Genomic DNA, 22,207 nt, shown 5'->3' with positions numbered 1-22,207 from the left:
GTCATGGAAAAGACGCTGCATATAGCCAGTCTGGTGGTGCTTGCCCACCCTGAATTGTTCGAGGCGGTGAAAGCCAACTTGCGCTTGCTCGAAGGCGTTGAACTGCACCAGGAAAGTCCCGCCGGCAAGCTGGTTGTGGTGCTGGAGATGGAAGACGAAAGTGAAATTTCCCGGCGCATCAGTGAGATCAACGGCTTGCCGGGTGTGCTCAATGCCGCCCTCGTTTATCACGAGATTCTCGATGTTACGGGAGAAAGCACATGCCTATGACTCGACGCGAGTTTGTCAAAGCCCAGGCCGCCGGGATCGCCGCAGCGGCGGCGGGGCTCCCGGTGTTTACCTCTGCCAGCAACCTGATCACTGAAGAAGACCGGGTGGCCCTGGACTGGAATAAAGCGCCTTGCCGCTTTTGCGGTACCGGGTGCAGCGTCATGGTGGCAACCAAGGACAATCGGGTGGTCGCCACTCATGGTGATGTGAAAGCCGAGGTCAATCGCGGGCTGAACTGCGTCAAAGGCTACTTCTTATCGAAGATCATGTACGGCGTTGATCGCCTGACTCAGCCGCTGTTGCGCATGACCAACGGGCAGTACGACAAACAAGGCGAGTTTCAACCGGTGTCCTGGGATCAAGCATTTGATGTGATGGAGTTGAAATTCAAGGAGGCGATAAAAAATAAAGGGTCCGAGTCAATCGCCATGTTCGGATCGGGTCAGTGGACCGTCTGGGAAGGGTACGCGGCCAACAAGTTGATGAAGGCGGGTTTTCGCTCCAACAACATTGACCCCAACGCGCGTCATTGCATGGCCTCGGCGGTCATGGGCTTTATGCGCACGTTCGGTATGGATGAGCCGATGGGGTGTTATGACGATATTGAAGTCACCGATGCGTTCGTGCTGTGGGGCTCAAACATGGCGGAGATGCACCCGATTCTTTGGAGCCGGGTGGCGGATCGCCGATTGAGTCAGCCCAACGTCAAGGTGGCCGTACTGTCGACCTTTGAGCATCGCAGTTTTGAGTTGGCTGACATCCCCATGGTGTTCAAGCCACAGACTGATCTTTTCATCCTCAATTACATTGCCAACCACATCATTGAAAGCGGCTCGGTCAACAAGGATTTTGTCAGCAAACACACCAAATTTGCCAAAGGTACGGATGACATCGGCTACGGCCTGCGTCCCGATAACCCACTGGAGATGAAGGCCCAGAATGCGGCCAAGGCGAACACCTGGAGTGACATCGACTTTGAGCAGTTCGCGGCGTTCGTAAAACCTTACACCCTTGAGCGTACCGCCAAGGAAACCGGCGTGCCGGCCGAGCAACTCAAGGCCCTGGCCGAACTGTATGCGGACCCGAAGCGCAAGGTGGTCTCCTTCTGGACCATGGGCTTTAACCAACACACGCGGGGCGTCTGGGCGAATAACCTGATTTACAACATCCACCTGCTGACCGGAAAAATCAGCGAGCCGGGCAACAGTCCTTTTTCCCTGACGGGGCAGCCTTCGGCTTGTGGCACGGCGCGGGAAGTGGGGACGTTCTCCCATCGCCTGCCCGCTGATCTGGTGGTCACCAATCCAAAGCATCGCGCCACGGCGGAGAAAATCTGGAAACTGCCCCCGGGCACCATCAATGAAAAAGTCGGGTTCCATGCCGTGCAGCAGAGCCGGATGCTCAAGGACGGCGTGCTCAATGTGTATTGGACCATGGCCAGCAACAACATGCAGGCCGGCCCCAACATCATGCAGGAAGTGTTGCCGGGTTGGCGCAATCCCGAGAACTTTGTGATTGTCTCGGATGTGTATCCCACCGTCTCGGCCCAGGCGGCCGATCTGATTCTGCCCACCGCGATGTGGGTCGAAAAAGAGGGCGCTTACGGCAACGCGGAACGACGTACGCAGTTCTGGCATCAATTGGTTTCGGCGCCGGGTGACGCCAAGTCCGACCTCTGGCAACTGGTGGAGTTTTCCAAGCGCTTTAAAACGGACGAAGTCTGGTCCGAGGAAATATTGTCGGCCTCACCGCAGTACAAGGGCAAAACCCTGTACGAGGTGTTGTTCAAGAACGGTCAGGTCGATCAATTCCCGCTTGATCAGATGGCGGCGGGCTATAAAAACGACGAGGCCGGGGATTTTGGTTTTTACCTGCAAAAAGGGCTGTTCGAAGAATATGCCCAATTCGGCCGTGGCCACGGTCATGACCTTGCCCCGTTCGATCTCTATCACACCGAACGTGGGTTGCGATGGCCCGTGGTCGAGGGCAAGGAAACACGCTGGCGTTTCCGGGAAGGCTATGACCCCTACGTGGAGAAGGGCAGCGGTGTGCAGTTCTACGGCTATCCCGACAAGAAGGCGATTATTTTCGCGCTCCCTTACGAGCCCCCTGCGGAATCGCCCGACGCGGAGTTCCCATTCTGGTTGAGCACCGGACGAGTGCTTGAGCACTGGCACACCGGTTCCATGACCCAGCGTGTCGAGGAACTTCATAAGGCAGTCCCTGATGCGTTGGTCTACATGCACCCGACCGATGCCAAAGCCTTGAATGCCCGTCGAGGCAGCGAAGTGAAGCTGATCAGCCGACGCGGTGAGATGCGTGCGCGCATCGAAACCCGAGGTCGTAACAAACCACCGCAAGGCCTGGTGTTCGTACCGTTCTTCGATGCCAACAAGCTGATCAACAAGGTCACGCTCGATGCGACGGACCCCATCTCCAAGCAGACTGATTACAAAAAATGTGCGATCAGGATTGAGTTGATCAAGACGGCATAAGGAGCGCTCAGATGAAGAGTCATTTGCTGTCTTTGCTGGCGGCTCTGTTGCTGTGGATACCGGTGGCATTCGCGGCTCAACCTGGTTACCCGCTGGATGCGCCTGCGCCGGACGGCCGGCGACCCGGAGGGACCTTGACCGAGGATTTGCCGGCACCGCCGCTCGCAGAGGACGAGAACAAGGACCTCAAGCGCGAGCGCAATTATCCCGACCAGCCGCCTACCATCCCGCACAGCATTCGCGGGTATCCGATCGACAAGAACAGCAACAAGTGCCTGTCCTGTCACAGCCGCGCCAATAGCGCACGTACTCAGGCGCCGATGATCAGCATCACCCATTACATGGACCGTGATGGTCAGGCACTGGCCGCAGTGTCGCCACGTCGGTATTTCTGCACTCAGTGTCACGTGCCACAGAAAGACGTTAAGCCACTGGTGGGCAACAGTTTCAAGAATATTGACCAGGTGCTGCAAGACGAAATCAACGGCCAGCAAAAACCTTAAGGAGAGGCCATGAAATCCTTGCGTGCGCTGCTCAAAGACTATTGGGGCATTCTGCGTCGCCCCAGCGTGCATTACAGCCTGGGCTTTCTGACGCTCGGCGGGTTCATCGCCGGGGTGATTTTCTGGGGTGGTTTCAACACTGCGCTGGAAGCAACCAATACCGAGAAGTTCTGCATTTCCTGCCATGAAATGCGCGACAACGTGTTTGTCGAGTTGCAGGACACCATTCACTACACCAATCGTTCTGGCGTACGCGCTACCTGTCCGGACTGTCACGTCCCGCATGAGTGGACGCACAAGATTGCCCGCAAGATGCAGGCGTCCAAAGAGGTGTGGGGCAAGGTGTTCGGAACGATCGATACCCGGGAAAAATTTCTCGGTATGCGGCGTGAACTCGCCGAACACGAGTGGGGACGGCTCAAGGCAAACGACTCTCGCGAGTGCCGCAATTGTCATAACTTTGAATTCATGGACTTTACCCGCCAGGGCAAACGCGCCGCCAATATGCACTCCACATCACTGGCCAGCGGGCAGGCGACCTGTATTGACTGTCATAAGGGCATCGCCCACAAGTTGCCCGACATGAGTGGGGTCAAAGGCTGGTAGTCGAATCGTCCAGGGCTCTCACTTCGTTGCCGCCGAGCAGTATATCCGCGCCGGTTTTTCGACTTTGACACAATTCTCTCTCTCTCTCTGATAACCCCCCAAACCCAATGTTTCAAGGGGGTATAGCCTCTGTGCCCAAGTTGGTCTGCGGATTCCACGCGCACTTTGACGCCCATTCTACAAACACTTGGACAGCGATCTCTCATTGATCCGGCCCACGCTCAGGCAGGCAGCAACGCAGGATTACCCACTACCATCGGCCTCTTTTATCGAAGCGAAGAGGTCGTCGTGGAGCGTTTAGCCTCATGCGACACGTCGAATGTGGTGAATTCTCAAGTGTTTCTAAACGCTTAATTGCATCGCACATGGCCACCCAATGCATTGCCACTCACAAGACATTTGCATTCGCGGTGACCGCCGTTTGCATACGGTTGACCAATGCACACACACAAGAGTCGACAGGCAGAGAGCGGCTGATCTCCGCCCTTCGCGAAGGGCAGCTATGGGTCGTTCACTGCCGGTCATGTTTGCTAAGGGGCGGATCAAATCCGGCGCAGATGGCTGGTTAGGTCGAATGCAAATGGGTGGTCAAGTCAGTGTAATTGCCCAGGCGTCAGCGGTTCTGGAGAAGTGGTTCGAGCCAGCGGCGAGTTCAGCTAGTCTTCCCGCACCAGTTACTCAAGGACGATACCCATGTCAGATAACTCTGAAGCCAACATAGCCACAGCAGACGCACTCACACTGCTCCTGCACAACCAGCACGCCATATGTGCGGCCATTGAGGAGGTGACCAAGTGGCTTTCTGAGAATGGAGTTGGGGACGTTGCCGCCAACGCAATTGCGGCCATGGAAACGCTGGACCGGAATGCTCAAGACATCTCAGACGCCATCATGCGACTACGGCAGTTATAGGTATGCCTGAGCTGATACGCGCAGATTCGCATTTATTTGCGCTTTCCGCTTGATAAGTGACACTCATAGTGCAACAGTATTAGTAGAGCACCCTAACTGATACGGAAGGCACGTCATGTTCATCCGCGCATATCTCCGAGCATCCACCGAAGAACAAGACGCCAGCCGCGCCCAAGCCTCGCTTGACCAGTTCGCCAGCGAACATAACAAGGTCATCGCGAGCGTGTATTTGGAGAATGCCAGCGGCGCCTCCGCAGACCGGCCAGAGTTGCTGCGTTTGCTCAAAGATGCGCGCAAGGGTGACGTGCTGTTGGTGGAGTCGATAGACCGGCTCTCCCGCTTGCCGGTGGAGGACTGGCAGAAGCTCAAGGCCACGATTGATTCCAAGGGCTTGCGCATCGTCGCGCTCGATCTGCCGACCAGTCACCAGGGAATGCAGGACACGAAGGGCGACGAGTTCACCGGGCGGATGCTTAGCGCTATCAATTCGATGCTGGTGGAAATGATGGCCGCCATTGCGCGCAAGGATTACGAGCAACGTCGCGAGCGTCAGGCCCAAGGTATCGAGAAGGCCAAAGCTGCCGGCAAGTATCAGGGCCGGCCGATTGATGAAGATCTACACAAGCGCGTTACGGAACTGCTCGGTGCAGGCCTTGGCATCCGCGCAACAGCCAGGCACGCCAACTGCTCAACCACCACGGTCCTCAGAATCAGGGACTTGGCCAGCGCCTGAAAGCACCAATAAAAAGTCTTTGCGGCCACTTGTCGCGACCTAAAAGCCAGCACTGCGTTGGCAGCTCCGATCTGCGTTGGCGATATGACAACCTGATCATCCACCAAGCCGCCATCAAACAAGGTACATTTACGCCAATCAAGCACGATCAGCCGTGCCGGAATGGAGCGACCATGCCGGCTTGAAAAGGAATTGGGGTTATGGACAAAAAGTCGCTTTCCGAGCGGGACATCTGCAGCAAATACATCGCCCCAGCCATCCAGCAAGCTGGTTGGGATTTGCACAAGCAGGTGCGCGAGGAAGTCAGCTTTACCAAAGGTCGCATAATCGTCCGGGGCAAGCTGCACACCCGAGGAGAGTCCCGCCGAGCTGACTTCATTCTCTATCACCAAGCCAACCTGCCGATCGCTGTTATAGAAGCGAAAGACAACAAGCACTCTATTGGCTCTGGCATGCAGCAAGCCCTCGGCTATGCCGATGCATTGGACGTCCCGTTCGTGTTCTCCAGTAATGGCGATGGCTTTCTATTCCACGACCGCACCGGCACCGGGGAACAGGTCGAAACCGAGCTGAGCCTTGATCAGTTCCCCTCTCCTGACGAGCTGTGGCAGCGCTACTGCCAATCGAAAGGCTTGAGCGTTGACGCCCGCCAGAAAATCGAGTCGCCCTACTATAATGACGGCTCCGGGCGCATGCCGCGTTATTACCAAACCAACGCGATCAACCGTACCGTCGAGGCCGTGGCCAAGGGACAGTCGCGCATCCTGTTGGTCATGGCCACCGGTACCGGCAAAACCTACACCGCCTTCCAGATCATCTGGCGCCTGTGGAAGTCCAAACAGAAGAAACGCATCCTGTTTCTTGCCGACCGCAACATCTTGGTTGACCAGACCAAGAACAATGACTTCAAGCCGTTCGGCCAGGCGATGACCAAAATCAGCAAACGGCAGATCGACAAGTCTTTCGAGATCTATCTGTCGCTGTACCAAGCCGTGACCGGCACTGAGGAAGAGCAGAACGTCTACAAACAGTTCAGCCCGGATTTCTTCGATCTGGTGGTGATTGACGAATGCCACCGTGGCAGCGCCGCCGAAGATTCCGCTTGGCGCGAGATCCTCGAGTACTTCTCCAGCGCCACCCATGTAGGCCTCACCGCCACACCGAAGGAAACTAAAGAGGTTTCCAGCATCACCTACTTCGGCGAGCCGGTTTACAGCTACACCCTCAAACAGGGCATTGAAGACGGCTTTCTCGCCCCTTATAAAGTAGTACGCATCGACTTCGACAAAGACCTCCAGGGTTGGCGGCCGCCCAAGGGCATGCTCGACAAAAATGGCGAGCTGATTGAAGACCGTATCTACAACCTCAAGGACATGGATCGCACCCTAGTCATCGAGGCGCGCACCCAACTAGTGGCGCAGAAGGTCACCGACTTTCTCAAGGCCAGCGACCCATTCCAGAAGACCATCGTTTTCTGTGACGACATCAACCATGCCGAGCGTATGCGCCAGGCCCTGGTTAACCTCAACCCTGAGCGCGTCAAAGAAAACCGTAAATACGTCATGCGCATCACCGGCGATGAGCAAGAGGGCAAGGCCGAGCTGGATAACTTCATCAACCCGGAAGCGCGATATCCGGTCATCGCCACCACAAGCAAGCTGATGACCACTGGCGTCGATGCCCAGACCTGCAAGCTGATCGTACTCGACCAGCACATCAAGTCGATGACCGAGTTCAAGCAGATCATCGGTCGGGGCACCCGCATCAACGAAGACCATGGCAAGTACTGGTTCACCATCATGGACTTCAAAAAGGCCACCGAACTGTTTGCCGACCCCGCCTTCGATGGTGACCCGGTGGTGATCTACGCCCCAGAAGGTGACGACTCACCCGTACCGCCAGACGATATGCTCGAAGGTGACGGCGTCGCCGCCGGCGGTGACGGCGAGGTAGACGACCCTTTTGGCGAGGGCGAGGAGGGCAGTCCAAAACGCATCAAGTATGTCATCGACAGCATCCCGATCTACGTCATCGCCGAGCGTGTGCAGTATTACGGCCCCGACGGCAAGTTGATCACCGAGTCGCTCCATGACTACACTCGCGCCTGCGTGAAGAGACAGTTTGCCTCGCTGGACGACTTCCTGCGCCGCTGGGGTGATGCCGAGCAGAAGAAGGCCATCATCGAGGAAATGGCGACCCAGGGGGTGATGTGGGAAGCCTTGGCCGAAGAGGTGGAAGCCAAGCAAGGCAAGCCCCTCGATCCGTTCGATCTGATCTGCCATGTCGCCTTTGACCAGCCGGCCCTCACGCGCCAGGAGCGCGCCGATCAAGTGAAAAAGCGCAACTACTTCAGCAAGTATTCCGGCGCAGCGCGTCAGGTAATTGAGGCGCTGCTCGATAAGTATGCCGACACCGGCATCGAACATATCGAAGACATCAAAATCCTCCAGCTCGACCCCTTCAGTCAGATCGGTGCGCCCATCGAGTTGGTAAAGGCATTTGGTGGCAAGCCGGGTTACCAGAAAGCTATTCAGGCGCTGGAGCAGGAGTTGTACGCCTAACCTATGAATAAGCTGAATTCAGTTGAAATCGCCGATGAGCTTAAACGCCTTGGTTTTGTTCTCATCGTCAAAAACAAACACGCCAACGGCTACGAACATTCGGACCTGAGTGGTTTGGTATTCGTGAAGATGAGTAAAACGGGTGCTCCTGTCTGTGAGCAGCCATTCCTTATCCATCCTGACCATGTTGCCTCACCTAACTGGGATGCGATCAAAACCCTGTCGCCCACACAACCTAATGTCAGATACAAAAACACCAATATTAGGGGATTCCCCAAGGTGAAGGGTTCAGTTAGCAAACTGGCTGTCGCTTTGGATATCTCTACCCGCGCAGATCTTCCACAGCTGCTAGCGCTGCTTGGGCATCGTTGTTTTAGTGCTACAGCGAAACTACAGGCGGAGATGGTGGAGGCTGAGCAGTTTGACGCAATGCTCAGTAGCAACGACATCACAGACACCGAACGTGAGGCGCTGATCAAGGCGCGTATCGGTCAGGGTGAATATCGCCAGGCGTTGCTTGCCTATTGGGGTGGTTGTGCGATCACCGATTGCACCGTGCCGGCCCTGCTGCGCGCCTCGCATATCAAGCCCTGGCGTGCGGCCAGCGCCAATGAACGTCTCGATCCGTATAATGGCGTGCTGCTCTCCCCCAATCTCGATCTGGCCTTCGATCAGGGCCTTATCACCTTTGACGACCAGGGGCTGATTCGCCTCAGCTCCGAGCTGGACCCCGACAGCGCCACGGCGCTACATCTGCACACCCATTTGCGCTTGCGTCAGATCGAGCCGCGTCACTGCAGCTATCTGGCCTGGCACCGCGAAAATTTGTTTAGGAAGTAAACATGTCCATCAGCAGCACGATCAAATCCATCCAAGACATCATGCGTAAAGACGTTGGCGTCGACGGCGACGCTCAGCGCATCGGCCAGTTAGTCTGGCTGCTGTTCCTAAAGATCTTCGATGACCGTGAACAAGAATGGGAGTTGATGGACGACAACTACCAGTCGCCCATCCCTGAGAGCTGCCGTTGGCGCACTTGGGCTGCGGACCCGGAAGGCATGACCGGTGATGCTCTGAAGGAGTTTATCGATAGCAACCTGTTTCCCCAGTTGCAGAATCTGCACGAATACAGCAGTACGCCCTCGGCCTTCGTAGTGCGCAGCGTGTTTGAAGACGCCTACAACTACATGAAGTCCGGCCAGCTGCTGCGCCAGGTGATCAACAAAATTCAGGAAGGAGTGGACTTCAACAAGGCCCAGGAACGGCACGAGTTCGGCAACCTCTATGAGCAACTGCTGCGTGACCTGCAGAACGCCGGTAACGCCGGGGAGTTCTATACCCCGCGCCCCGTCACCGAATTTATGGTGCGCATGGTCGACCCCAAGCTGGACGAGAAAGTCATGGACCCGGCCTGCGGCACGGGTGGCTTCCTCACCTGCACCATCGAGCACAAGCGCAGCCGCTATGTAAAAACTGCCGAAGATGAACGCACCCTACAAGCTAGCATCTTCGGCGTGGAGAAAAAGCCGCTGCCTCACCTTCTGGCCACCACCAACATGATCCTCCATGGCATCGAGGTGCCCAGCCAGATTCGCCATGACAACACCCTGAGCAAACCGCTGATCAGCTGGGGCCCTAGTGAGCGCGTTCACTGTATCGTCGCCAACCCTCCGTTCGGCGGTATGGAAGAAGACGGCATCGAAACCAACTTTCCCGCCGCCTTCCGCACCCGCGAAACCGCCGACCTGTTTCTGGTGCTGATCATGCAGCTACTCAAAGACGGTGGCCGCGCCGCCGTGGTGCTGCCCGATGGCTTTCTATTTGGCGAAGGCATCAAAAATCGCATCAAGGAAAAGCTGCTCACCGAGTGCAACCTCCACACCATCGTTCGCCTGCCAAACGGCGTGTTCAACCCTTACACCGGCATCAAAACCAACCTGCTGTTCTTCACCAAGGGCACGCCGACCAAGCAGGTTTGGTTCTACGAACACCAGTACCCGGCCGGCGTAAAGAACTACTCCAAAACCCGCCCCATGCGTATCGAAGAGTTCACCGTCGAGGAAGCCTGGTGGGGCAGCGAGGCCGATGGCTTTGCTGCACGGGTGGAGAACGAGTTTGCCTGGAGGGTCAGCGTCGAAGAGCTACAAGCGCGCAACTTGAATCTCGACTGCAAAAACCCACATATCGGCGAGCAGATCAGCCACGACCCGGACGAGCTGCTGCGTGATTACGCCTTGCTGCGAGGCGAGATCAGCGAGCTGCGCGACCAGCTCAAGGTGGTGCTGGCCGAAGCCCTGGAGCGCCAGGTATGACAGCGTTACTGACCGATAATCTGCCGCTGCTGGCCGGTGCGTCCAATGGCATCAAAAAACTGCGTGAGTTGATTCTAGAACTGGCGGTGCGAGGGAAACTGGTGCCGCAGGACCCGAATGACGAGCCGGCAAGTGAGTTGCTTAAGCGCATCGCCGAGGAAAAGGCACGGTTGGTATCTTTGGGGCGGCTCAAGAAGCAGAAATCTTTGCTGGAAATGACCGGCGAAGAACCCTTTCAAGTCCCTTCGGACTGGGAGTGGTGCAAGCTCTCAGAGCTTCTTCCTGATTTTCAAAACGGAGCTTCTAGTCGCGGTGATTCCAGTGGCATCACCGTTACGGTGCTAAGGCTTGCAGACATTAAGTCGGGGGAAATCTCACTCGAAGACACTAGAAGCCTGACCCTAGAAGAAGCGACGATCAGCAAGTACTGCCTGGAGTCTGGCGATATTCTCCTCATACGTGTCAACGGAAGCGCAGATCTCGTAGGCCGCTTCATAGTATGTCGGACTGAGCTTCAAGCCATTCCGTGCGACCACTTTATCCGCATGAGATTTCCTCAAGACATCATTTGCTCGGCGTATCTAAAGATTGTTGGCGATGGCGCGATCATACGAAGCACTATCGCTAGTTTGTTCCTGAGCACAACAGGGCAAAAGACAGTGAACCAAGGGCACGTAGGGTCACTGCCAATTCCTCTGCCACCTCTCGCTCAACAACACCGCATCGTAGCCAAAGTCGATGAACTGATGACCCTGTGCGACCGGTTGGAAGCTCAGCACGCCGACGCCGAAAGCGCCCACGCCCAACTGGTGCAAGCGCTGCTCGACAGCCTGACCCAAGCCAGCGACGCCACCGACTTCGCCGCCAGCTGGGAGCGCCTGGCCGAACACTTCCACACCCTATTCACCACCGAACCCAGCATCGACGCCCTCAAAAAAAGCCTACTGCAACTGGCCGTAATGGGCAAACTAGTCCCCCAAGACCCCACCGACGAACCCGCCAGCGAACTGCTCAAGCGAATTTCAGTGGAAAAGACGCGATTGGTGGCGGAAGGGAGGATCAAAAAGCCAAAGCCGATGACAGAAATTACTGAAGAGGAAAAGCCGTTTGAGCTACCGGCAGGATGGGAGTGGTCCCAGCTTGGGCAGGTTTCTAGCGATGTTCAATATGGATTCACTGCATCCGCCAATCACCAAAAAGGGGAGCCCTTATTCCTCAGGATCACTGACATCCAAAATGATGGAGTCAACTGGGATAGCGTTCCTGGATGTGACATTTCCCCAGCCGAAATTGCCGGTTATGAGCTGAAAGATGGCGATATCGTTATCGCTCGAACAGGCGGGACTATTGGCAAGTCGTATCTTGTTTCAGGGCTTACCCATTCAGCCGTGTTTGCCTCATACCTGATCCGAATTGGCTGCCTTGACTCGATCTACCCTGACTTCACCAAAGTTTTTTTGAGTTCTCAGTTTTATTGGGACCAGCTTTACGCCAACTCAATGGGGACAGGGCAGCCAAATGTGAACGGAACTGCGCTAAAAGGGCTGCTATTCCCGCTCGCACCAATGGCAGAACAACACCGCATAGTCGCCAAAGTCGATCAACTTATGGCCCTCTGCGACCAACTAAAACTCCGCCTAACCCAGGCCCGCCAGCTCAACGAACAGCTGGCTAGCACATTGGTCGAGCAGGCGGTGGCGTGATGAACGAAACCTTCAATATCTACTGCGACGAGTCTTGCCACCTGGAGAACGACGGCCAGAAGGCCATGGTATTGGGCGCGGTCTGGTGCCCTGAAGGCAAGCGCCTGGAGATCGCCAAGCGCCTGCGTGAAATCAAGACCAAGCACAAACTGCCACCGGATTTCGAGATCAAGTGGACCAAGGTGGGTTCGACCAAGCTGCAGTTGTACTTGGACTGCATCGACTATTTCTTCGATGACGATGATCTGCATTTCCGCGCCCTAATCGTGGCCGACAAGGCGCGCCTCAATCATCAGCAGTACAGGCAGAGCCATGATGACTGGTACTACAAGATGTACTTCTCGATGCTCAAAACCATCTTTGAGCCAGATGCCGGTTATCACGTATACATCGACATCAAGGACACCCTTGGGCATGAGAAGGTCGCCAAGCTCCATGAAGTGCTGGCCAACAACGCCTATGACTTCTCGCGCAGGGTGATTCGCCGGGTACAACGCATCCACTCGCATGAAGCTGAGCAGCTTCAACTGGCGGATCTGCTAATCGGCGCGCTGTCCTACATGCATCGCGGACTAGACGGCAGCGAAGCCAAGCAGAGGCTGATCGAGCGTATCCGCGAGCGCAGCCGCTATAGCCTGAAGCAGAACACGCTGCTACGTGAGTTCAAGTTCAACCTGTTCTTCTGGAATGGGAGCAACGGAGAATGAGTCTGCCGGGATGGCTACCGCCACTGGAGGAACTGAAGGCTTACGGCGGCGATTTTTCTTGTTATCTGGAGGCTATCTACCAGGTTTTTTGTGCTGACTTCGTTGTGTCAAAACCCGTGTTCGCTGGTAAGCGTTTGGGCTTGAAGCGCCACCCGGTTATTCAGGACAAGGAGGCAACCTTCTGGCACATGATTTCCGAAGGCAACGACGAAGCTGAGCGACTGCCCGACTTGCGGCGTTGCGAGCGTATTCGCTGGCCCAAGCCGATTATCGAAAATGCTACTAACGCTGGACTCAAGGTCTGGCGTGAGCGGAAAGGGTCTGGCCATCGCGTGATGATATGGTTTGCCGAAGCCGAATACCTAGTGGTATTGGACGAGCGCAAGGACTACATCCTGCCGTGGACGGCCTACCCGGTTGAACGAGAGCATCAGAAGAGAAAACTGGAAGGACGCTGGGAGCGATATAGCGAGGAAAATTAAGAATTAGGCTGGCCACGCCCTCCGCAGGAGGACGGGGCCGGTACTCCTTCTACGCTGACACCCGAAGGCTGGTAGATGAGCTGGTGCGAACAGTAGGCGCTGCGGAGCACAATTTCAAGTTAAGTAACGATATTTTAGACGATTGCCGCCTAAGTATTGCCTTCTTCTAGTGCTAAAGCGGATGTCCTAGGGGCCGTTGCCGTTTTGCGCAGTTCGTTCATATGCGCTAGAGCATAGGGCGACACAGATCGTCGTTTGACAGGAGCCCAGTTTCTAGAGCAGAGGCTAACCCAGTGTTTTGGTGTGGGTCAAAGTGTGGGTCAAAGATGGAGTTTTGTATTAAGCCCTTATTCTGCTTGGTTTTCAGGCATTAAAAAGCCGGCTTGTGGCCGGCTTCTCGGGGACTGGCTTGGATCATTTTTGGTAAACCGCGCCAGCCTTCAAAACGTACACCCGGATCTTGCGTCCGGCTGTGGGACTCGGCGAGAAAATCATCTGCCTTGTCGGTGCGATCTGAGCCGCAGGGCGGGTCGATGCGCAAATGTGGGGCGCAGCATACTGATTTTTTGGAGAAATTCCCAGCGTGGTGTGTGGCTAAAGCGATTGCCCCAGCCGCTACAGGGCTGTGCGTTTACAAAAACGGCACCGCCGGCCGACGCTTGTTAAGCGTCGACCACCAGAACACCCACCCCAACACCCTGATGTTCTGCTTCTCAATCTGCTCGGCACTGAAGATCTCATCCGGGTGCTCGGTTTTGTTATAGCTGCGCAATCGCAGCGCATTGCCGGGCATTCGGTGCAGGTATTTGATTCGGAGCATCCCGTCATGATCGATGGCGTAAATCTCCCCATCAATCACCTTGGTAAGCCCTCGGTCGATGGCCAGTGTGGAGCCATCTTCAATCCTCGCGCCCATGCCGTTCCCGAGCATGTGAACGCAGAACACATCCGCATGATTGATTTCCAGGGAGTCGAGGTGGCTTTTGGGCAGGCGGATGAATTGGCCGTTGTCTTCCACGATGTGGGTTTTAGGGGACCCCGGGGCGACGGGCATTTCTTTGTAGAGGGGCAGTTCGACATCCATCGGCTCGATGACCGTGTAGATGCCACGAATGGCCTGGGCGTCGAAGGTGTGGCCCGACTCGTCGAGCAGGTGCAGGTGTTTGGCGTCTTCCGGACCTTCGCCTGTTTTGAGCCAATGGCTGTTTACCGAGAGTAATCTGGCCACCTCTTCCATGCGGTAGGCGGGCACACCGCGGGTGTACCAGTTGTGGATGTTTTGTGCTTCCGTGTCGAAAAAAGCGGCAAATCCTGTCGTTGTGATGTTCGCTTTTTCGAGGAGTGCTTTGAACCGTGGGCCGCTAGTGTTCTTTTTCATAAACACGAGTCTACGGGCGCAGGGCGGGGCTTTGAATAAACGAACCGTTCAAATTTCGAGGGAAATTTACGACCGGATGTAAGACGTATTTGGAACAAATTAAACAGAAAAAAACCGCAGCGACCTAAAGATAAACACGTTGTTTAAATCACTTTATCAGCGCCCACAAAAAACCCCGGATCAACCGGGGTTTTTTCAAGGCGTCATTGGCGCGAGGCCACTGGCGTCTTAGCCTTTATAGGCTGCAACCGACTTGGTGATCGCTTCGCGGGCGGCATCTGCGCCGGCCCAGCCTTCGATCTTCACCCATTTGCCTTTTTCGAGATCTTTGTAGTTCGCGAAGAAGTGCTCGATCTGCTGGATCAGCAGCGGTGGCAGGTCGGTGTATTCCTTCACGTCGACGTACAGCTGGGACAACTTGTCGTGTGGAACAGCGATGACTTTTGCATCGCCGCCGCCGTCGTCGGTCATGTTCAGGATGCCGACCGGACGTGCACGGATGACCGAGCCTGGAGCCACCGGGTAAGGGGTTACTACCAGCACGTCGAGGGGATCACCGTCGTCAGCCAGGGTGTTCGGGATGTAACCGTAGTTGGCCGGGTAGAACATCGGGGTGGCCATGAAACGGTCAACGAACAGGCAATCGCTGTCTTTGTCGATTTCGTATTTGATCGGCGCGTGGTTGGCCGGAATCTCGATCGCGACGTAGATGTCGTTCGGCAGGTCTTTGCCAGCCGGAATCTTGCTGTAGCTCATTGGGCGGTGCCCCCGTTAGTTGACCAAAGTTACTTGGCCGGATTGACCAAAAAGTGGCGGCGATTATAGGCATATTCCGCCGTGGATGCTACGTACCAAGGGTCGTACAGACTTTAGTCGCGTGCCTGATAGACCGGGTCTTCGGCCAGAAGTTGCCGTAACCGCCTGAGTGGATCCTGTCGGTAGAAAAGCTTGAGCTGCTCATAGACCCGTGGGTAAGCCTCGAACAGCAAATCCGGGGCGCTGAAGAAGTATTCGCTGGTGACGGCGAAAAACTCGGCGGGGTTTTCCGCGGCGTAGGGGTCGATGGCGGTTTCGGTTTCCGGGTTGCGTTCCAGTTGCCGGTCAAGGTCGTCGTAGGCCTCTTGCATCACTTTGGCCCACTCGCTGACCCGCATATCGGGGTGCAGCGGCGGCAGGCCATTGGCGACGCCGTTGAGCATGTCGAGTTTGTGGGCGAGTTCGTGGATGACCAGGTTGTAGCCTTCCCAGCCACCACTGGCCATCACGCCCGGCCAGGCGAGGATGATCGGGCCTTGCTGCCACGCCTCGCCGCTGTGTTCGCCGTCCCACTCATGTTCGACACCGCTGGCGTCGCGATGGCGCTGGGGGCTGAGGAAGTCGTCGGGATAGAGGATGATTTCGTGGAAACCCTGATACCAGTTCAAGTCGCCCAGCTTCAGCAGCGGCAATTGCGCCTGTGCTGCCAGCAGCAAGCGCTGCTCCTGGTGCAGTTCGACGCCGGGCAGGGCGGTCAGGTGTTTGTCTTCGAGGAACAGCACACAGGCTTCGCGCAGCCACTGGTTTTCAGCGGTGCTGATGCCATCGAGAAAGCTCAGGTGATGGCGCACCCGTTGCCACATGTCGTCGGCAATCGGGTGTCTGGCCAGGATGCGCTGGCGGCGCCAGGCGCTAAGCGACCACATCGCAGATCAGCGCGATTGGGCTTTGGACGCGGCGTTGCCGAGGCGGCTGCGGACCATGCCAATGATCATCGGAACCAGCGATAGCAGGATGATACCCACCACCAGCAACGAGAGGTTTTGCTTGATGAACGGTACGTTGCCGAAGAAGAAACCTAACGTCACCAGTCCACCGACCCAAAGGATCGTGCCAATCACGCTGAAGAAAAAGAAACGTGGGTAAGGCATATTGCCGACGCCGGCGACGAACGGCGCAAAGGTGCGGATGATCGGCAGGAAGCGCGCCAGCGTTACGGTTTTACCACCATGCTTGTCGTAGAAATCGTGGGTTTGTTGCAGGTAGTCGCGGCGGAAGATCTTCGAGTCCGGGTTACTGAAGAGTTTTTCGCCTGCCGTTCGACCAATCAAGTAGTTGGTGCTGTCGCCGAGAATCGCCGCGAGCATCAACAGGCCGCCCAGCAATACCGGGTCCATGCCACCACCGGCCGCAACGGCACCGGCGATGAACAGCAGGGAGTCGCCTGGCAGGAACGGCATCACCACCAGGCCGGTTTCACAAAAAATCACCAGAAACAGAATGGCGTAGATCCAGGTCCCGTAGTTGGTCACCAGCATGTCGAGGTAAACGTCGAGATGCAGAATAATGTCGATCGGGTTGAAATCCATAGGGGCACCTGTGGTGACGGCCTGACTCTGCAGGCCTGTGCGGATGACTTCGCGTAAGACTACAGATCGAGGTAGTTTTTCTTACAAGTCGGAATGCTCGGGATTATACGGGCTGACGTGTGAAAAGAGCGTTCAGTTTGTAGTGGGGAATGTTGCGCTAGACCGATGGTTGATGCGTTGCTTTTGTAGGCGTTAGCCTGCTGGCGATGGCCTCACCTCGGTGAATCAGTCAAACCGAGGTGTATCTATCGCGAGCAGGCTCGCTCCCACAGAGGGCCAGTGAGCGTCAAAGACTGTCGCTGATCGGCAGCACGTAGTTCTTGAACTCGGTGTCTTCCTTGAACCCGATGGATTCGTAGGTTTTGCGCGCAACTTCGTTGCCGCTGCTGGTGGAAACGCGCATGCGCACGGCATTGGTTTCCTTGGCCATTTTTTTCGCTGTACGGATCAGATTGTCGGCCACCAATTGGCGGCGGGCGTCTTCGGCGACATAAATGTCGTTGAGGATCCATACGCGTTTAAGCGAAAGCGAGGAAAAGCTCGGGTACAACTGGCAGAAGCCCATCAGTTTATTGTTGTCATCGTCGGACAGCGCCAGATAAATCACCGATTCCTTGCGACGCAGGCGTTTTTCAAGAAACGCACGCGACGAGTCCGGGTACGGCAGCGATCCATAAAACTCACGATACTTCACGAACAATGGCGTCAGAAGGTCCAGGTGTTCGAGGGTCGCTTGAATAATCCGCATGGTAGGTCTCGTCTTCAAGTGGCTGTCTTACTGCATTGACGGCGATGGGAAACCCGTGGCGGCCGTTCGTCGATCCTGCCTTAAACAGGCGCAGAAACGCAATGCAGAAACGGTTCAGGCATCTGTCTGACCCAACAGGAAGTTGCGTTTCATGTCCGCTCCTGCGTCTGAATCCAGTGTCTGAAGCTGCGCTTCGTCCTTGAGATTGACCCCTGACAACTGTCTGCGACAGGCCTCGCGCATTAAATAAAGCAAACGGTGTGCCGCCATGCCATAACTCAGGCCTTCGAGCCGCACATTGGAGATGCAATTGCGATAAGCGTCCGTCAGGCCGATCTTTGGATTGTAAGTGAAATATAAACCTAGACTGTCCGGTGAGCTGAGGCCTGGGCGCTCACCAATCAGGATCACCGTCATTTTCGCCGCCAATCGTTCACCGATCTCATCGGCCACCGCAACGCGGCCCTGCTCGACCAGCATCACCGGCGACACGGACCAGCCTTCGGCCAGCACCTGTTCTTCCAGGCGTGCGAGAAACGGCAGGGTATGGCGATGAACGGCCAGCGCTGACAGCCCGTCGGCCACCACGATGACCAGATCGACGCCGCCGGGATTGGCCGAGGCATAGGTGCGCAGCGTCTGCGCCGACTCATCGCTCAACTTTCGCCCCAAATCAGGGCGCTGCAAGTAGCTGTTTCGGTCCGTCGCGGCGCTGTGCAGCAAAACACTCTTGCGCCCGATCTCCGCCAGCTGCGAACCAAGCCCTGCCGAGTCGAACGGTAGATGCACCGCGTCCCGCGCCTGAGCATGGGCATACTGGAAATCCAGTTGGGCGCTGGTCGGCATGCTGGTGCCAGTGCGCCCCAAGGCAATTCGCGCCGGGGTCAGGCGCCGCAACTCCAGCAACGGGTTTTGTGGATCAACGGGTGGTTTATCCATGAAAGCACTCATCCCAATTGCGCCATCGCCTGGCGGAAGGCCGGGGGCAGGCTGTCGCCGAAGTGAATTTTGCCGTCTGCCTGGGTGAAAATACCCATTTTTGTCAGCCACTGTTCGAATTCCGGCGCGGGTTTCAGGCCCAGCGTCTGGCGGGCATAGAGGGCATCGTGGAACGAGGTGGTCTGGTAGTTGAGCATGATGTCGTCGGAACCGGGGATACCCATGATGAAGTTGATCCCGGCCACGCCCAGCAGGGTCAGCAGGGTGTCCATGTCGTCCTGGTCGGCTTCGGCGTGATTGGTGTAACAGATGTCGCAGCCCATCGGCACGCCCAGCAACTTGCCGCAGAAGTGGTCTTCGAGACCGGCGCGAATGATCTGTTTACCGTTGTAGAGGTATTCCGGGCCAATGAAACCGACAACCGTGTTGACCAGGAACGGTTTGAAATGACGCGCCACGGCGTAGGCGCGGGTTTCACAGGTCTGTTGATCGATACCGTGGTGGGCGTTGGCGGACAACGCGCTGCCCTGACCGGTTTCGAAGTACATCAGGTTCTGGCCCAGCGTGCCGCGATTGAGGCTCAAACCGGCGTCGTAACCTTCCTTCAAGACATTCAGGTTGATGCCGAAACTGGCGTTCGCTGCTTCGGTGCCGGCGATTGACTGGAACACCAGATCCAGCGGAACCCCGCGATTGATCGCCTCGATCGACGTGGTGACGTGAGTCAGCACGCAGGCTTGAGTCGGGATTTCGTAGCGCTGGATGATTGCATCGAGCATTTCCAGCATGGCGCAGATCGAGGCGATGCTATCCGTGGCCGGGTTGATGCCTATCATTGCGTCGCCGTTTCCGTACAGCAGGCCGTCGAGAATGCTCGCCGCAATGCCCGCGGGCTCGTCGGTGGGATGATTGGGTTGCAGGCGGGTGGATAGTCGGCCACGCAATCCCATGGTGCCGCGAAACTTCGTGACCACACGGATTTTCTGCGCCACCAGCACAAGATCCTGGACGCGCATGATCTTCGACACGGCGGCCACCATTTCCGGCGTCAGGCCGGGGGCGAGCGTGCGCAGAGTCTGTTCATCGGCGGCATCGCTGAGCAGCCAGTCACGAAAACCGCCGACAGTGAGATGGCTGACCACGGCGAAGGCGTGTATGTCGTGAGTGTCGATGATCAGTCGGGTGACTTCATCGGCCTCATAGGGAATCAGTACTTCCTGCAGGAAGTGAGTCAGCGGGATGTCCGCCAGAGCCATCTGCGCGGCCACGCGCTCGCCATCGTTGAGCGCAGCGACGCCTGCCAGAAAATCACCGGAGCGCGCCGGACTGGCCTTGGCCATGACGTCCTTGAGGCTCTCGAAGCGATAGGTCTGAGCGCCGACGGAGTGGGCGAATGCGGCCATGGGGCGATTCCTCCTGATTTGTACAATTCTCAATAACACTGGCTCCCATAGGGGAACTGCGTGCACTTCTATATGGCAGGCGCCGGGCAGCAAGCCCGGCGCCAGTGCAACTCAGATACCTTCGAGCATCGCGTCGGACGGCGCATCGGCGCGTTGTTTGGCGGTCAACTGGAAGTACAGGTAACCGGCCGCCATGATGCCGAGGAACACGCACCCGATCAGCGGATTGAACCAGGCCATCGCCACCAGACACACCACCGCCAGAAACAGCGCAATGCCCGGGACAATCGGATAGCCCGGTGCGCGGAAGGTGCGTTCCAGGTTCGGTTCGGTTTTACGCAACTTGAACAGGCTCAGCATACTGATGATGTACATCACGATGGCACCGAATACCGACATGGTGATCATCGCCGCCGTCAGCGTCATGCCTTGCAGGTTGACCAGGCCATCGCTGTAGATCGCCGCGATGCCAATCACACCACCGGCCAGAATGGCGCGGTGCGGGGTCTGGAAGCGCGAAAGTTTGGCCAGGCCGCTCGGCAGGTAACCGGCTCGCGCCAAGGCGAAGAACTGTCGCGAGTAGCCGAGGATGATCCCGTGAAAACTCGCCACCAGGCCGAACAGACCGATCCACACCAGCATGTGCATCCAGGTCGAATCGTTGCCGACCACGGCTTTCATCGCCTGGGGCAGCGGGTCGTTGATGTTCGACAGTTGGCGCCAGTCGCCGACGCCGCCAGCCATCACCATCACGCCAATGGCCAGGAAAACCAAGGTCAGAATGCCGCTGACGTAAGCCTTGGGAATCGTGCGTTTCGGGTCCTTGGCTTCTTCAGCGGCCATTGCCGCTCCCTCAATCGCGAGGAAAAACCAGATCGCGAAGGGAATGGCCGCAAAGATGCCGGGGATGGAGGCGATAGTGAACTCGTTGGAACCCGACCAGCCATTGAGTACGAAGTTACTGAAGCTGAAGCCTGGCGCGACGACACCCATGAACACCAGCAGCTCGGCGACCGCCAGCACGGTGACCACCAGTTCGAAGGTGGCGGCGATGCTGACGCCGAGAATATTGAGGGTCATGAACACGAAATACGCGCCAACGGCGGCGATTTTGGGGTCAAGTTCCGGGTATTGCACGTTGAGGTAAGCGCCAATCGCCATCGCAATGGCCGGTGGCGCAAAGACGAATTCAATCAGGGTGGCAATACCGGCAATCAATCCGCCTTTCTCACCAAACGCCCGCCGGCTGTAGGCAAACGGCCCTCCCGCGTGGGGAATCGCGGTTGTCAGTTCGGTGAAGCTGAAGATGAAGCAGGTGTACATCGTCGCCACCCTCAGGGCTGTGACGAGAAAACCCAGGGTGCCGGCAGTGCCCCAGCCGTAACTCCAGCCGAAGTATTCACCGGAAATCACCAGGCCGACGGCAATGCCCCATAGGTGCAGGGTGCCGAGTGTGGGTTTGAGCTGTGTAGATGAAGTCATAAGTCCTCGCTGTCTTTTTATTGTTTGATCTTTTGGACTTGCGGTACGACGTTTTAGTTGAAAAGCGGGCACGCAAAGCCCGTGCCAGAGCGGCCAGGGCAGTTGTGCGGTGTCATTAAGGACGCCATCGCGAGCAGGCTCGCTCCCACATTGGTTATGTGAACACTGGATAACCACTGTGGGAGCGAGCCTGCTCGCGATAGCTATAAAAAGGGCGATGCAGGATTTCTGTATCGCCCCCGGCTTTTTAGAAGAAGCCCAGCGGATTGATGTCGTAGCTCACCAGCAGGTTTTTGGTCTGCTGATAGTGGTCGAGCATCATTTTGTGGGTTTCACGGCCGACGCCGGACTTTTTGTAGCCACCGAACGCGGCGTGCGCCGGGTACAGGTGGTAGCAGTTGGTCCACACACGGCCGGCCTTGATGGCGCGGCCCATGCGATAGGCGCGGTTGATGTCGCGGGTCCAGAGGCCGGCACCCAGGCCGAACTCGGTGTCGTTGGCGATGGCCAGGGCTTCGGCTTCGTCCTTGAACGTGGTGATGCTCACCACCGGGCCAAAGATTTCTTCCTGGAACACGCGCATTTTGTTGGTGCCCTTGAGCAGGGTCGGCTGGATGTAATACCCGGT

At 56.7% G+C, this 22,207-nt stretch carries 21 protein-coding genes; 12 read left to right on the top strand and 9 right to left on the bottom strand.

What is annotated here, in order from left to right; translation table 11 throughout:
• Positions 1–3 precede the first annotated feature (3 nt).
• From J2Y56_RS21545 to J2Y56_RS21490, 12 genes are all read left to right on the top strand, one after another.
• Positions 4–270, top strand: a complete 267-nt coding sequence (locus J2Y56_RS21545) for a chaperone NapD (RefSeq protein ID WP_007947575.1) — start codon at positions 4–6, stop codon at positions 268–270.
• Positions 261–2,765, top strand: a complete 2,505-nt coding sequence (gene napA / locus J2Y56_RS21540) for a nitrate reductase catalytic subunit NapA (protein ID WP_103404533.1) — start codon at positions 261–263, stop codon at positions 2,763–2,765. Before J2Y56_RS21545 ends, napA begins: the two co-directional genes overlap by 10 nt.
• 11 nt (positions 2,766–2,776) lie before the next feature.
• Positions 2,777–3,268, top strand: coding sequence for a nitrate reductase cytochrome c-type subunit (locus J2Y56_RS21535; protein ID WP_103404534.1), 492 nt, complete (start codon positions 2,777–2,779; stop codon positions 3,266–3,268).
• Positions 3,269–3,277: 9 nt separating this feature from the next.
• On the top strand, positions 3,278–3,874 hold the full coding sequence (locus tag J2Y56_RS21530) for a cytochrome c3 family protein (protein ID WP_103404535.1): 597 nt from the start codon (positions 3,278–3,280) through the stop codon (positions 3,872–3,874).
• 693 nt (positions 3,875–4,567) lie between these two features.
• Positions 4,568–4,786 carry a hypothetical protein gene (locus J2Y56_RS21525; protein WP_310352580.1) on the top strand — a complete coding sequence of 73 codons (219 nt, stop codon included), beginning with the start codon at positions 4,568–4,570 and terminating at the stop codon, positions 4,784–4,786.
• Positions 4,787–4,901: 115 nt separating this feature from the next.
• Positions 4,902–5,519, top strand: a complete 618-nt coding sequence (locus J2Y56_RS21520) for a recombinase family protein (protein ID WP_310352578.1) — start codon at positions 4,902–4,904, stop codon at positions 5,517–5,519.
• A gap of 200 nt (positions 5,520–5,719) precedes the next feature.
• Positions 5,720–8,080, top strand: a complete 2,361-nt coding sequence (gene hsdR, locus J2Y56_RS21515) for an EcoAI/FtnUII family type I restriction enzme subunit R (RefSeq protein WP_310352573.1) — start codon at positions 5,720–5,722, stop codon at positions 8,078–8,080.
• A 3-nt stretch (positions 8,081–8,083) separates the two neighbouring features.
• Positions 8,084–8,920, top strand: a complete 837-nt coding sequence (locus tag J2Y56_RS21510; RefSeq protein ID WP_310352570.1) for an HNH endonuclease — start codon at positions 8,084–8,086, stop codon at positions 8,918–8,920.
• A gap of 2 nt (positions 8,921–8,922) precedes the next feature.
• Positions 8,923–10,392, top strand: coding sequence for a class I SAM-dependent DNA methyltransferase (locus tag J2Y56_RS21505; RefSeq protein ID WP_310352569.1), 1,470 nt, complete (start codon positions 8,923–8,925; stop codon positions 10,390–10,392).
• Complete coding sequence (locus J2Y56_RS21500; protein WP_310352567.1) at positions 10,389–12,095, top strand: restriction endonuclease subunit S; 1,707 nt, start codon at positions 10,389–10,391, stop codon at positions 12,093–12,095. Before J2Y56_RS21505 ends, J2Y56_RS21500 begins: the two co-directional genes overlap by 4 nt.
• Positions 12,095–12,802: a DUF3800 domain-containing protein gene (locus tag J2Y56_RS21495; protein WP_310352564.1), complete on the top strand. Its 708-nt coding sequence runs from the start codon at positions 12,095–12,097 to the stop codon at positions 12,800–12,802. Before J2Y56_RS21500 ends, J2Y56_RS21495 begins: the two co-directional genes overlap by 1 nt.
• Positions 12,799–13,284, top strand: coding sequence for a hypothetical protein (locus J2Y56_RS21490; RefSeq protein WP_310352562.1), 486 nt, complete (start codon positions 12,799–12,801; stop codon positions 13,282–13,284). The genes J2Y56_RS21495 and J2Y56_RS21490 overlap by 4 nt, the downstream gene beginning before the upstream one ends.
• 631 nt (positions 13,285–13,915) lie before the next feature.
• On the opposite strand, the gene J2Y56_RS21485 is transcribed toward J2Y56_RS21490, so the two are convergent.
• The 9 genes from J2Y56_RS21485 to J2Y56_RS21445 form a co-directional block, all read right to left on the bottom strand.
• Positions 13,916–14,662, bottom strand: a complete 747-nt coding sequence (locus J2Y56_RS21485) for a helix-turn-helix transcriptional regulator (RefSeq protein WP_007946695.1) — start codon at positions 14,660–14,662, stop codon at positions 13,916–13,918.
• Positions 14,663–14,890: 228 nt separating this feature from the next.
• Entirely contained in the window at positions 14,891–15,418 is a 528-nt protein-coding gene (gene ppa / locus J2Y56_RS21480) for an inorganic diphosphatase (RefSeq protein WP_003205933.1), read from the bottom strand.
• 113 nt (positions 15,419–15,531) lie between these two features.
• Positions 15,532–16,344: a zinc-dependent peptidase gene (locus J2Y56_RS21475; RefSeq protein WP_310352559.1), complete on the bottom strand. Its 813-nt coding sequence runs from the start codon at positions 16,342–16,344 to the stop codon at positions 15,532–15,534.
• A gap of 6 nt (positions 16,345–16,350) precedes the next feature.
• Positions 16,351–17,007, bottom strand: a complete 657-nt coding sequence (locus tag J2Y56_RS21470; protein ID WP_007946693.1) for a DedA family protein — start codon at positions 17,005–17,007, stop codon at positions 16,351–16,353.
• A gap of 286 nt (positions 17,008–17,293) precedes the next feature.
• Complete coding sequence (locus J2Y56_RS21465; protein ID WP_007946692.1) at positions 17,294–17,755, bottom strand: N-acetyltransferase; 462 nt, start codon at positions 17,753–17,755, stop codon at positions 17,294–17,296.
• A 114-nt stretch (positions 17,756–17,869) separates the two neighbouring features.
• The gene (gene eutC, locus J2Y56_RS21460) at positions 17,870–18,694 is read right to left on the bottom strand and encodes an ethanolamine ammonia-lyase subunit EutC (RefSeq protein WP_310352557.1); all 825 of its coding nucleotides are present in this window, start codon (positions 18,692–18,694) and stop codon (positions 17,870–17,872) included.
• Between the two features lie 8 nt (positions 18,695–18,702).
• A complete protein-coding gene (locus tag J2Y56_RS21455) occupies positions 18,703–20,097 on the bottom strand; it encodes an ethanolamine ammonia-lyase subunit EutB (RefSeq protein ID WP_310352554.1) in 1,395 nt (464 codons plus the stop codon).
• 111 nt (positions 20,098–20,208) lie between these two features.
• Positions 20,209–21,579, bottom strand: coding sequence for an ethanolamine permease (gene eat / locus J2Y56_RS21450; protein WP_310352551.1), 1,371 nt, complete (start codon positions 21,577–21,579; stop codon positions 20,209–20,211).
• Between the two features lie 247 nt (positions 21,580–21,826).
• Positions 21,827–22,207, bottom strand: a 381-nt coding sequence (locus J2Y56_RS21445) for an aldehyde dehydrogenase family protein (protein WP_310352549.1), incomplete at its 5' end; no start/stop codon positions are given.

The organism is Pseudomonas sp. BE134, assembly GCF_031456105.1.
In the GTDB taxonomy this organism is placed as follows: Bacteria; Pseudomonadota; Gammaproteobacteria; order Pseudomonadales; family Pseudomonadaceae; genus Aquipseudomonas.
Note: the sequence above shows the minus strand (reverse complement) of the source record. Positions and strands in the feature narration are given on the sequence as shown.